This window comes from Brevibacterium sp. H602, assembly GCF_051172395.1.
GTDB lineage: Bacteria > Actinomycetota > Actinomycetes > Actinomycetales > Brevibacteriaceae > Brevibacterium.
Genome location: NZ_JBPIZD010000003.1, coordinates 21,226 through 34,005, shown reverse-complemented (window position 1 = coordinate 34,005; position 12,780 = coordinate 21,226). Strand labels below are relative to the sequence as shown.

10 protein-coding genes are annotated in these 12,780 nt (G+C 66.2%); 2 read left to right on the top strand and 8 right to left on the bottom strand.

Annotated features, from left to right (window positions below):
- Positions 1-4: 4 nt before the first annotated feature.
- The 7 genes from fdxA to ACSBQT_RS03335 form a co-directional block, all read right to left on the bottom strand.
- On the bottom strand, positions 5-331 hold the full coding sequence (gene fdxA / locus ACSBQT_RS03365; protein ID WP_025776713.1) for a ferredoxin: 327 nt from the start codon (positions 329-331) through the stop codon (positions 5-7).
- Positions 328-1,137: a uroporphyrinogen-III C-methyltransferase gene (gene cobA, locus ACSBQT_RS03360; protein WP_435000871.1), complete on the bottom strand. Its 810-nt coding sequence runs from the start codon at positions 1,135-1,137 to the stop codon at positions 328-330. The genes fdxA and cobA overlap by 4 nt, the downstream gene beginning before the upstream one ends.
- Entirely contained in the window at positions 1,134-2,513 is a 1,380-nt protein-coding gene (locus tag ACSBQT_RS03355; protein WP_435000870.1) for a sulfate adenylyltransferase subunit 1, read from the bottom strand. Before ACSBQT_RS03355 ends, cobA begins: the two co-directional genes overlap by 4 nt.
- Positions 2,513-3,478, bottom strand: a complete 966-nt coding sequence (gene cysD / locus ACSBQT_RS03350; protein WP_435000869.1) for a sulfate adenylyltransferase subunit CysD — start codon at positions 3,476-3,478, stop codon at positions 2,513-2,515. The genes ACSBQT_RS03355 and cysD overlap by 1 nt, the downstream gene beginning before the upstream one ends.
- Positions 3,475-4,284, bottom strand: coding sequence for a phosphoadenylyl-sulfate reductase (locus ACSBQT_RS03345; protein WP_435000868.1), 810 nt, complete (start codon positions 4,282-4,284; stop codon positions 3,475-3,477). The genes cysD and ACSBQT_RS03345 overlap by 4 nt, the downstream gene beginning before the upstream one ends.
- Entirely contained in the window at positions 4,281-6,008 is a 1,728-nt protein-coding gene (locus ACSBQT_RS03340; protein ID WP_435000867.1) for a nitrite/sulfite reductase, read from the bottom strand. Before ACSBQT_RS03340 ends, ACSBQT_RS03345 begins: the two co-directional genes overlap by 4 nt.
- Positions 6,009-6,160: 152 nt before the next feature.
- Positions 6,161-6,946, bottom strand: coding sequence for a sirohydrochlorin chelatase (locus tag ACSBQT_RS03335; RefSeq protein WP_435000866.1), 786 nt, complete (start codon positions 6,944-6,946; stop codon positions 6,161-6,163).
- Positions 6,947-7,345: 399 nt separating this feature from the next.
- On the opposite strand from ACSBQT_RS03335, the gene ACSBQT_RS03330 reads away from it, so the two are divergent.
- Complete coding sequence (locus tag ACSBQT_RS03330; protein ID WP_435000865.1) at positions 7,346-8,254, top strand: sulfite exporter TauE/SafE family protein; 909 nt, start codon at positions 7,346-7,348, stop codon at positions 8,252-8,254.
- Positions 8,255-8,624: 370 nt separating this feature from the next.
- On the opposite strand, the gene ACSBQT_RS03325 is transcribed toward ACSBQT_RS03330, so the two are convergent.
- Positions 8,625-9,896 (bottom strand): MFS transporter, encoded by a 1,272-nt coding sequence (locus ACSBQT_RS03325; protein ID WP_139469992.1) that lies wholly within the window; start codon positions 9,894-9,896, stop codon positions 8,625-8,627.
- 256 nt (positions 9,897-10,152) lie between these two features.
- Between ACSBQT_RS03325 and ACSBQT_RS03320 the strand changes: the two genes are divergently transcribed.
- Complete coding sequence (locus ACSBQT_RS03320; RefSeq protein ID WP_435000863.1) at positions 10,153-12,711, top strand: excinuclease ABC subunit UvrA; 2,559 nt, start codon at positions 10,153-10,155, stop codon at positions 12,709-12,711.
- Positions 12,712-12,780 lie beyond the last annotated feature (69 nt).

Sequence of the window (12,780 nt, the reverse complement as noted above, 5' to 3'; positions counted from 1 at the left end):
CTGGTCAGTCGTCGGTGTTCTGCGGTGGCAGAGCAGCGATGAAGGGGTGGTCTTTGTCGACGACCCCGTGGGCGGCCGCTCCGCCCGGGGAGCCGATGTCGTCGAAGAATTCGACGTTCGCCTTGTAGTAGGCCTCCCACTCATCGGGCACATCGTCTTCGTAGAAGATCGCCTCGACGGGGCACACGGGTTCGCAGGCTCCGCAGTCGACGCATTCGTCGGGGTGGATGTAGAGGGAACGGGTGCCTTCGTAGATGCAGTCGACCGGGCATTCCTCGATGCAGGCTCGGTCTTTCAAGTCCACGCACGGCTGGGCGATGATGTAGGTCATGGGTTCCTCACGAGTTCGGATGCCGATGCGGCAGGCTCGGTCGCCTGGGTGAACGCACCATCGGCGTAGGGGCTCAGGGTCACGACATCACCGGCGACGATCACGGCCGGTGACCGGACGCCTCGGCGAGCCGCGCGGAAGGCGATGTCGCCGAGGGTTCCGATGGTCACTCGTTGGTTCTCCCCGAATCCGTCTTCGACGATCGCGACCGGGCAGTCGTCACCGCGCCCGGATCGGGCGAGCACCATCGCCGAGTTGATGAGTGTGCCCACTCCCATGAGCACGACGACGGTGTGGTCGCGTCCCCCGCCGATCTCGCCCAGCTGGTCGTGACCGGTCACGACCGTGTACGAGGTGGCGACGCCTCGGTGGGTGAGCGGGATCCCGGCGACCGCGGGAACGGAGTTCGCGCTGGTCACCCCGGGAACGACGCGGACATCGACTCCGGCGGCCCGGCAGGCGATGACCTCCTCGCCCCCACGTCCGAGGACGAACGGGTCACCGCCCTTGAGACGGACGACCCGGTGGCCGAGCTTCGCCTGTGTGATGAGGATGTCGTTGATCCCGCTCTGCGGCACCGGATGGTGCCCCGGCAGCTTGCCGACGTCGATGATCTGTGCATCGAGGGGTGCACCACGTTCGGTTTCGAGCTGATCGATGACCGACCTGGCGCCGAGGCGGTCGGCCACGATGACATCGGCGCGTTCCAATGCGCGCAGACCGGTGACGGTGAGCAGTCCGAGATCGCCCGGTCCGGCACCGACGAGCAGCACCGTGCCCGGCTGCTGTGGGAGGAAGAGCGTCATGACTGGTCCTCGGTGGATTCGGGGCCGGGGGCCGCCTCGGGGGTGTGGATTCCGGCAGCGAGGGTGTTCCCTGTCTGCGGGTCGATGACGACGAAGGCTCCGGCCGTGCCGTGGTCGCGGAAGTCCGGGACCGGCAGCTCGGCGGACAGCTTCACCCGGGCCAGGCCGATGTCGTTGCCGGCGAGCACCTCGGCGGGTTCGGTCTTTGAGGTCTCGAGGTTGCGTTTGGACTCGATGGTGACGATCCCCTTCACGGTCGTCGTCCCCGTCTTGACGAGCACCCGATCCCCTGTGCGCAGGCCCTCCGCGGTGAAGGGGAACACCTCGGCGTGCAGTTCCCGGCGCGGGGTGGGCAAGGTGCCGGCTGCGCCGATGACGCTGCCACGGGCGGTATCGACGTCATCGGCCAACCGCAGCGCCACCGACAGCGGCGCACTCGCGGTCTCAAGGGGACCGCTGGCGGTATCGATTCCGGTCACCGTCGTTGTCAGCCCGGCGGGGTGGATCTCGATCTCATCGCCGAGGCTGACCCGCCCGGCCGTGATCTGTCCGGCCACCGCCCGGTAGTCCCGGAATTCCTCGGGGTCGAGACCCGGTGCCAGTCCCCCTTGCGGACGCAGTACGGTCTGCACGTCGAGGCGGAAGGCCTCGAGGTCGGCGGTGTCCTCGTCCGTGCTCGGCAGGGTCTCGAGGAGTTCGAGCAGCGCCGGGCCGGAGTACCAGGGCGTGTTGTCCGAGGTGGTGGCGACATTGTCCCCGGCCAGGGCGGAGATCGGAATGAGGTGCGGGGTCTCGAGGCCGATCTCGTCGGCGAGTGACTTGATGTCGTTCTCGACCGCCTCGATCGCCGCCTGGTCATAGTCGATGAGGTCGATCTTGTTGACGGCGATGACGACGTGGCGGATGCCCAGTCGGGAGACGACGGTGAGGTGCCGGCGGGTCTGTTCGGTCGCGCCGGTGCGGGCGTCGATGAGGACGACGACAGCATCGGCGGTCGAGGCTCCCGTGACCATGTTCCGCGTGTACTGGACGTGTCCGGGGCAGTCGGCGAGGATGAACGAGCGACGGTCGGTGGCGAAGTACCGGTAGGCGACGTCGATGGTGATGCCCTGTTCGCGTTCGGCCCGCAGACCGTCGGTGAGCAGAGCGAAGTCGAACTCACCTCCCAGGAATCCTCGTTCCCGGCTGGTCGCTGTCACGGCGGCGAGCTGGTCGGCGAGGATCGCCTTCGCATCGTGGAGGAGCCGGCCGACGAGCGTGGATTTCCCGTCGTCGACGGATCCGGCGGTGGCGAAGCGCAGCAGCGTCTTCGTCGTCGTGTCCAACGTCGGCGTCGCCTCGGTGGTGGTTGTTTCGGTGGTGGTTGTCGTCGTCATCAGAAGTACCCGTCCTTCTTGCGGTCTTCCATCGCCGCGGCCGAGATCCGGTCGTCGGCGCGAGTGGCTCCGCGCTCGGTCACGGTGGTGGCGGCCACCTCGGCGAGGATGGACTCGAGGTCATCGGCGCTCGATTCGACGGCCCCGGTGCAGCTCATGTCCCCGACGGTGCGGTAGCGGACCTTCTTGGTCGTGACGGTCTCGTCCTCGCGCGGGGTGGAGAATTCGCCCGTGGCCCACCACATGCCGTCGCGCTGGAAGACTTCGCGATCGTGGGCGAAGTAGAGCTCGGGCAGCTCGATGCCTTCGCGGGCGATGTAACTCCACACGTCGAGTTCGGTGAAGTTCGAGATCGGGAACACGCGCACGTGTTCGCCGGGCAGGTGGCGGCCGTTGAAGAGGTTCCACAGTTCGGGGCGCTGACTGCTGGGGTTCCAGCCGCCGAATTCGTCACGAAGGGACAGGATGCGTTCCTTCGCCCGGGCCTTGTCCTCGTCGCGGCGGGCACCGCCGAAGACAGCGTCGAACTTCCCGCCGGTGATGGCGTCGAGCAGCGGCTGGGTCTGCAGGGTGTTGCGGGTCCCGTCGGGGCGTTCGCGCAGGCGACCGTCGTCGATGTAGTCCTGGACCTTCGCCACCGTGAGGTCGAGGCCGTACTTCTCCGCCGTCTCGTCGCGAAAGCGGATGATCTCGTCGAAGTTGTGTCCGGTGTCGACGTGGAGGAGTCCGAACGGAATCTTCGCCGGCCAGAACGCCTTCGCCGCGAGGTGGAGGACCGTCACGGAGTCCTTGCCGCCGGAGAACAGCAGCACGGGACGTTCGAACTCGGCGGCGACCTCACGGATGATGTGGATCGCTTCGGATTCGAGGACGTCGAGGGTGGACAGGGAGGTGTTCTTCGGGTTGGCGGGCGCCGCCTCGGGGGCGGTGTGGGTGTCGTTGTTGAACTGGGTGTCGATGCTCATGTGTGGAGTCCGCATTCTGTTTTGGTCGATCCGGCCCAACGGCCGGCGCGGGGATCTTCCCCTTCGGCGACGGGACGAGTGCAGGGCTGGCAGCCGATCGACGGGTACCCCTGCGACAGCAGCGGGTTGACCGGGACGTCGAAGGCGCGTGAGTAGTCGAGGAGATCATCGAAGGACCACGCGGCCAGGGGGTTGACCTTGACGAGTCCGTTCTTCTCATCGAAGGTGATCAGCGGCGTGTTCGTCCTGGTAGGAGCCTCGTCACGGCGGACTCCGGTGAACCAGAGTTCGTAGCCTTTCAGCGATTTCTTCAGCGGTGCGACCTTGCGGCGGGCGCAGCACAGACCCGGGTCGCGGGCGAAGAGATCCTTGCCGAACTCGGCGTCCTGCTCTTCCACGGTCTGCTCCGGGAGGACATCGACGATGTGGACGTCGACACGGCGGGCCACCTCGTTGCGGGTGTCATAGGTCTCCCGGAAGTGATAGCCGGTGTCGAGGAAGAGGACATCGACGCCGGGCTGGTACTGGGCGACGTAGTGCGGCAGGGCGGCGTCGGCCATCGAGCAGGCCACGGCGCAGGCCGCGGTGTCGAAGTTCCGGGACACCCAGCGGATGACGTCGGCGGGGTTGGCCTCGGGAACACCGTTCTCCGGGTCACCGGCGAGCTCACGGGCACCCGCCTCGGCGAGGGCCTTGAGTTCCTCGACGGGGCGTGGTTCGGGGCGGGACTGGGTCGCTGCCCCTCCCTTCGCCGCGGTTGCGGAGGTGGGCGCCGCCTCGGTGGTGGTCGTGTTCGTGCGGGTCATACCAGTTCCTCCTCGTCAACACGGTGGGCCCATTCGGAGAATGTTTCGGTCTCCTCGCGCCCGGCGAGGAAGCGGCGGACGAGCTTCTCGACGTAGTCGCTGAGGTTCTCGGCGGTGACCTTGAGTCCGCGGACGGTTCGGCCGAGGCCGGCCTCGTCGCGGTCCTTCGAGGCCAGACCTCCGCCGACGTGGACCTGGAATCCGGGGACCTGTTCGCCTTCGTCGGTGGTGACGATCTGGCCTTTGAGTCCGATGTCGGCGGTCTGGATGCGGGCGCAGGAGTTCGGGCAGCCGTTGAGGTGGAAGCTGATCGGGTGGGGCAGCTCCTCGATGTCGGCGAGGCGCTCCTCGAGCTTCGTGATGGTGTCAGCTGCGGTCTGCTTGGTCTCGACGATGGCGAGTTTGCAGTATTCGATGCCGGTGCACGCGATCGTCGAGCGGCGGAAGAGGTCCTTGCGACTGGAGAGGCCCAAGGCGTCGAGTTCGGCGACGACGGCTTCGACGTCCTTCTCCTCGATGTCGAGCAGCAGGAACTTCTGGTGCGGGGTGGTGCGCAGGCGGGTGGAGCCGTACTTGTCGGCGAGGTCGGCGACCTGGCCGAGCAGCGTGCCCGAGACGCGGCCGACGACGGGGCTGACCCCGATGTAGTAGCGGCCGTCGGTCTGCTTGTGCACTCCGACGTGGTCGCCGGCGGTGATCGGCTTGGCCGGTGCCGGACCGTCGGCGAGTTTGTATCCGAGGTATTCGGTCTCGAGGATCTCGCGGAACTTCTCCGGGCCCCAGTCGGCGAGCAGGAACTTCAGTCGGGCTTTGTTGCGCAGGCGGCGGTAGCCGTAGTCGCGGAAGATCTGGGTGACGCCGAGCCAGGTGTCGACGACCTGGTCGGGGGCGACCCAGGCGCCGAGGCGTTCGGCGAAGCGGGGGACGACGGACAGGGCGCCGCCGACCCACAGGTCGTAGCCGATGCCGTGTTCGGGGTGTTCGACGGCGACGAAGGAGCAGTCGTTGATCTCGTGGACGACGTCCTGGCTGGGGTGGCCGGTGATCGCGGTCTTGTATTTGCGCGGCAGGTTCGACAGGCTCTGGTCGCCGATGTAGCGGCGTGAGATCTCTTCGATCGCCGGTGTCGGGTCGATGAGTTCATCGGCGGCGATGCCGGCCACAGGTGAGCCGAGGATGACGCGGGGGACGTCGCCGCAGGCTTCGGTGGTCTGCAGGCCGACGGCTTCGAGGCGGCGCCAGATCTCGGGGACGTTCTCGATCTCGATCCAGTGCAGCTGGATGTTCTGGCGGTCGGTGAGGTCGGCGCTGTCGCGGGCGAAATCGGTGGAGATGTCCGCGATCGTGCGCAGCTGCTCGGTGGTGAGCTTTCCGCCGTCGATGCGGACGCGGAGCATGAAGTATTCGTCCTCGAGCTCATGCGGTTCGAGCTTCGCGGTGCGGCCGCCGTCGATTCCGGGTTTGCGTTGGGTGTACAGGCCCCACCAGCGGAAGCGGCCGTGCAGGTCGTCGGAGTCGATCGAGGAGAATCCACGTTTGGCGTAGATGGTTTCGATACGGGCACGAACGTTGAGGCCGTTGTCTTCGGCCTTGTCGATCTCGTTTTTGTTCAACGGTTCATGGCCGTCGATCTTCCACTGCCCATTGGACTTCTTCGGGCGGGCGCGCCGCTTAGCGGTCCGTTTACCTGCTGTTTCCTTGTTCTCTTCCACCTGAGTGGACATTGCTGTCTCCAAACGCTGAGGGGAACCAGTGATGAGCCACGCTACATGAATCGCGAATTGCTCAACAAATCATCGAAGGGTTTGTGTCATGGAGTGACATATGGCGTCACGGTCTGCCGCGGGGCGGTTGGGGCCGCCTGCCGCGGGTGCGGTCAGGCCTTGAGCATGTCCGCGACATAGGCGTGGGGGTGGACCCTTTCGCGGATGCCTCCGCTGACCCGATCGCGGACGATGTCAACGAGCTTCGGCGGAACGGCGGACGTGGTGCCGCCTCCGGTGAGAAGCGGCGGGGCGAGGACGCCGGTCGAGTCATTGCCGCCCTCGACATGCTTTCGGGCGAGGTCGTCGAAGAAGCCGGGGGCCAGCAGGTAGTTCGCGAGCACGGGTCGGACGCCGCGACTCCGACTCTCCGCGACGAGGTCCTTCAGGGCCGCTCCCCCGCCGGCGAGGAAGCCGACCTCGACCGGACGCTCGAGCTCTGCAGCCAGCAGCCGGCCCATCTCGCGACAGGACTCGTTTGCCCGTTCGTCGCTCGAACCGGCAGCAGCGAGGATGATTTCATCACTGCCCTTCAAGGGCGGAAGTCGATCGGCGAGGATCTCTGCGAGCCTCGGGTCGGGCCCGAGCGTGGGCGTTCGTCGAACGTCACGGCCCGATTCAGCGGCACGACCTGCCGCCTCGGCGAGGTCGACATGGACGTGATACCCCGGCGAGAGCAGGAGCGGCACGAGGATGACCGGACGGTCGGCGGGCAATCGGGCGATGACCTCGTCGACGTCGGGCTTCTGGACGTCCACATGGCCGAGCATGACCTCGTCGGCAATCCCGCGAATGCGCAGGTCTGTGGCGATCTCTGCCGCGAGCACCTCGATGAGGACCTGGCCGGTCGGCGATGAGGTCCCGTGGGAGATCAGCCCTACCGACGGCAGCCCCGTCACAGCGCCCACTCCTGGGCAGGCCTCTGCGCCCGGAATCTCACTGGCTGCGGCGCCCGACCACGCGCAGGAACCGGGGGTGTCACGGTCATCGCGCAAAGCAATTGCTCAACGACTACACGGCCCGGGTGAGCAGCTCTCGTCACTTTTGATTGCATTCGCACAGCGTAACCCATCAGTGTCAACGCCGCATACAGGCTCGTCATCAGGGAAATACCGCCATGTGGCGTCATCTTTCGACATACGGCGACCGAGTTCGTAGGATTGCGGATGATTCGCCATTCTGCTCAACAGTTTCGCTAGTGTGTCTAGTCAACGCGTCTTTGCGTTCCTGACACCGCCCGCATCTTCGACGTCTTCTGCGTCATCACCACCTTCGCGTCATCCACGAAAGGCAAGCACATGCGTCAGCTCATCGTCCTCGGGATCGTCGGCCTCATCGCTCAGCTCATCGATGGATCGTTGGGGATGGCCTATGGGGTCACCTCAACCACGCTTCTGCTCGCGGCGGGTACGGCACCGGCGGCCGCCTCGGCGGCGGTGCACTTCTCTGAACTGGGCACAAGCCTGGTGTCAGGGATCTCCCATCACCGGTTCGGCAATGTCGACTGGCGGACGGTGGGCATCCTCGCCGGTCCCGGCTTCATCGGCGCGGTCCTCGGGTCGACGTTCCTCGCCAGCCTCGATGGGGAGGCCGCGACCCCGTGGATCTCGGGAATCCTGCTCGCGCTCGGGGTCTACGTGATCTGGCGGTTCCTCGCATTGGGCGGGAAGCGTCCGGAGTTCAAGTCGCGGCCGAGCGCGGGGATGCTCGTGCCGGTCGGGTTCGTCGGTGGAGCGCTCGATGCCATCGGCGGTGGCGGCTGGGGTCCGGTCGGGACGACGACGCTGCTCTCATCAGGACGTTTGGAGCCCCGGAAGGTCATCGGGTCGATCGATACGAGTGAGTTCGTCGTCGCCGTCGGCGGTTCGCTCGGGTTCCTCATCGCACTCGGCTCGCAGGGCATCGAGTGGCAGATCGTGGCGGCGCTGCTCATCGGCGGCGTCATCGCCGCACCGTTCGCTGCGTGGCTGGTGAAGCTGCTGCCGGCGAAGGTGCTTGCAGTCGCCGCGGGCGGAATCATCATTCTCACGAACATCCGCACCATCCTGCTCACCTTCGGGCTGGGCGCGTCGACCGTGTGGCTGACGCTCGCCGGCTTGGCTCTCGTCTGGTTTGCCCTCATCGCCCACGTCGTCCGCGTCGAGCGGGTTGCTGCAAAGGCGCGGAAGGTCGAGGAAGCCGGCGCCGAGGTGCCCGTCGGCGGGTGAGCGCTGCGAATTGACCGGCCCTGCTCATCAGCAACCGCGGGTTCGAAGTGTGGGCGCACGGCCTTTACGGTGAACGCCCACACTTCGAACCCGCGGTTGCGACGTCAGCACGACGGATGGGACAGTTCACCGGTTAGGGTGGGCCGCCTCGGCGAGGGCGTTCCTTCGCTCTTCCATACCGTCGTTCAAGGCCAAGCTCGCTTATCGCGCGGTACACGCACCCAAATGCGCGGGCCGGCTTGAACGGGGCGAGGAAGTCCCGTCGCGTGCTCGGATTCCTGAGAAAGGAACGGGCGAGCCGGCGGGAACACGCGAACAGACCCGACTCCGCACAATGGCGGGGTCGGGTCTGTTCGCTTTTGCCGTTTGGTCAGCGCTGGCTGTAGAGCTTCCGGGCCATGATCACGCCGATGAGGGAGAGCAGCGACAGACCCGCGTAGTAGAAGCCGGGCACGGTCAGCAGACCGGTCGCGCCGAGCAGTGCGGTGAGGATGAGCGGGGCGAAGCCGCCGAAGATCGCGACACCGAAGCTGTAGGCGATGGTCATGCCGGAGCTGCGCACCTTGACGGGGAACAGTTCGGACAGCAGCGCCGGCATCGGGCCGAAATAGAAGACCATGAACAGGCCGACGATCGCCTCGCACAGGGTGAGGACGCCGATCGAGGGGTTCGCGGTCAGGAGGATGAACATCGGCCAGGCGACGATGATGCCGACGATGGTCGTCGGGATCATCACGGTCGTCGGGCCTACTCGGTCGGCCAGGCGGCCGGCGAACGGGGCGCCGATGAGGGTGATGACACCGGCGACGACGGCGCCGGGGAATGATGCCCAGGCGTCGAGGCCGAGGTTGGTGACGGCGAACTGCGGCAGGAAGGTGATGAGGTAGACCGAGATCGTGGCCATCGCGATGATGAGGAACGCGGAGAACAGGCGACCGAAGTTCTCACTGAGGAGGACGCGCAGCGGGTTATCGGTCTTCTCGGCAGCCTTGAACTCAGGGGTGTCATCCATCTTCGAGCGGATGTACCAGCCGACGGGTCCGATGAGCAGGCCGAGGGCGAAGGCCACGCGCCAGCCCCAGGAGTGCAGGGCCTCTTCGCTCAGTGCCGAGCTGAGGATCCACGAGATTCCGGCGGCCAGGAACATCGAGATGCCCTGGGTCGCGGTCTGGAAGGAGGCATAGTAGGCCTTGCCGCGCTTGGCGTTCTCGGTGAGGAAGGCTGTGGCCGACCCGAATTCGCCGCCGGCGGAGATGCCCTGGATGATGCGGGCGATGATGAGGCCGATCGCGCCCCAGATGCCGATGGTCGCTTCGCCGGGCAGGATGACGATGATGAACACACCGAGGGTCATCAGACCGATCGTCAGCGACAGCGCCGATTTGCGGCCGTGCTTGTCCGAGTAGCGGCCGATGATGATCGCGCCTAGCGGACGGACGACGAAGGTGATGGCAAAGGTCGCCCAGGTCATCAGCTGCGCGGACAGGCCTTCGCCCGGGTAGAAGACCGCGGTGATCGAGGTGGCCATGAACCCGAACAGGATGATGTCATACCATTCGAGGGCGTTGCCCAGTCCGGCCGCAACTACGGCCTTGCGGGCCCGCGACTTGTCTTCGCGGGACTCGACGGGTGTCTCAGTCATCGTGTGCCTCTTCTTGTAGGTGCCCGGATGCCGTGGTTGGCGAAGCCGGTGGTGGATCGTGGGCTTGCAGGATGCAGGCACCGTTGCTCATCATCCGGGGCTGGTGTTGCTGGTTGTCGTTCTGTTCGGCGAATCCGATCTGACGAGCGTGCCCCTATGGTCGTCAGCGTGACGATTGTAGTCCCGTCATATCCGGCCGCAAAGACGGTCTCAGCAGGTGACGAGTCACGTCAGTGTCGGTTGTTACGATCACGATATGTCGACCGAAGCCCGGAACACTGCCCCTGCCACAGCGGTCGAGGTGCGCGGCGCCCGCGTGCACAACCTGCAGAACATCGACGTCGACGTGCCCCTGAATACCCTCGTCGCCATCGCCGGCGTCTCCGGTTCGGGCAAATCCTCGCTGGCCATGGGAGTCCTCTACGCCGAAGGCTCCCGCCGCTATATCGAAGCTCTGTCGACGTACACCCGTCGACGCATGGCTCAAGCCGCTCGCGCCGACGTCGACACCGTCCGCCATATACCCGCCGCCCTTGCTCTGCGGCAGCGCCCCGGAGTCCCCGGGGTCCGCTCGACGTTCGGCACCTCGACCGAGCTGCTCAACGTCGTTCGCCTGATGTTCTCTCGGCTGGCCTCTCACCTCTGCCCGAACGGGCACCGGCAGGAGCCGACCCTCAACGTCGCGGCCGAAGAACCGTTCGACTGCCCCGAATGCGGTGAGACCGTCCATGCTCCCGGCGCCGAGGAGCTCGCCTTCAATTCCGGTGGAGCATGCCCCCGCTGCGAAGGCATCGGCACCATCAGAGAAGTCGATGACGCCTCCCTCATCCGCGACCCCGACATGTCGATCGACGACGGCACAGTCATCCCCTGGCAGATGTTCGGCTTCAACGTCCAGCCGCAGATCGCCCGCGAATTCGGCGTCCGCACCGACGTGCCCTGGCGCGACCTCGAGGACTGGGAGCGCGAGATCGTCTTCGCCGGTCCCGAGGAGAAGAAGCACATCACGGTCACCTCGAAGAAGGGGCTCCACGACCTCGACTTCACCTTCCGCAACGCCCGACTGACGGTGACCGAAGAACTCAAACGTGCGGACAACGAGAAGCGCTTCGCCAGGGTCAGCCGGTTCCTCTCCGAGCAGGTCTGCCCCGACTGCGAGGGCACCCGCCTCTCCCCCGCCGCCCGTGCGCCGCGCATCGGCGATCTCGGGCTTGCCGATGCGACTGCGATGACGCTTGACGAACTCGTCGACTGGGCCGCGGACGTTCCCGAAACTCTCCCCACGCCCATGCAGCCGATGGCCCGGTCGCTGGTGGACGCACTTCTCGGCATGGCTCGCCGGCTGCTCGACCTGGGTCTCGGATACCTCGGACTCGACCGGGCCGGTTCCTCTCTGTCGACTGGTGAGCGCCAACGAGTCCAACTCTCCCGTGCCGTGCGCAACGAGACCACCGGCGTCCTCTACGTCCTCGACGAACCCTCGATCGGCCTCCACCCTTCGAACATCAAAGGTCTGCAGGGTGTGATCGCCGACCTCCTCGAGGAGGGAAACTCCGTGGTCATGGTCGACCACGATCCACTCGTCCTCCGCGAAGCCGACCACCTCATCGAAATCGGCCCCGGCTCCGGCAAGGACGGCGGCTCGGTCGTGGCCGAAGGCAGCGTCGCCGAACTCGACGCACACCCGGACTCCCGCATCGGCCCCTACCTCACCGGCCGCGCCGACGCCCTCGTACGCACTCCCGCACCCGAAGCCGAGATCGACGACCACGGTCGGATCCGGCTGCTCACCTCACCGATCCACACCGTTCATACGCTGGAGGCCGAGATCCCACGCAAGCGGCTCACCGTCGTAACCGGAGCGTCCGGATCGGGCAAGAGCACGCTTGTCCTCGACAGTCTCGTCCCCGCGCTCAAAGCCGAGGCTGCCGCGGACGAACGTGCGATGCCGTCTCACGTGCGTGAACTCGATGCCGGCGGGATCGAGCGGGTCAATGTCGTCGACGCCACCCCGATCGGCATCAACGTCCGCTCCACCGTGGCGACCTATTCCGGGGTGCTCGATGACCTTCGCCGCGCCTATGCTCGACTCGATTCCGCGAAGGATGCCGGGCTGACTGCCGGGGACTTCTCCTACAACACGGGTTCGCTGCGCTGCCCGAAATGCGAAGGCACAGGCGAGATCACGCTCGACGTGCAGTTCCTCCCCGACGTCGACATTCCCTGCCCCGAATGCGAAGGGCGACGCTACAGCCCTGACGCGGACGAATACTGCCGCCCCTCAGATGCCGATGGTCAGCCGCAGTCGCTGCCGGAGCTGTTGGCACTCACCGTCACCGAGGCGCTCCCCCACCTCACCGCGATGCGTAAGGTCCACGCCCGGCTGCGGGCGCTGCAGGATGTGGGGCTCGGATACCTCACCCTCCACGAGGCGACCCCGGCACTGTCCGGTGGTGAGGCGCAGCGGCTCAAGCTCGCCACCGAACTCGGGAAGTCGCAGCAGCACACCCTCTTCGTCTTCGACGAACCGACGGTGGGCCTGCACCCCGAGGATGTGCGCGTGCTCGTGCGCGTCTTCCAACAGCTTCTCGACCAAGGTGGGACGGTGCTCGTCATCGAGCATGACCTCGACATGATCGCCAATGCCGATTGGATCATCGACCTCGGTCCCGGTGGAGGTCAGGATGGCGGGCAGATCGTCGCGACGGGAACCCCGCAGCAGGTCGCGGTTGCCTCCGACAGCGTGACCGGCAAGTACCTCAAGGGCACCTCGACGAGGTGCGCTGACCGAAGTGGGTTGAAAGAAATGCGGTAGTGGAAACGGCCCCGTCCTCTGCTGAGGACGGGGCCGAATTCGCAAGGGGGCGAAGGCAGGGCAAAAAGG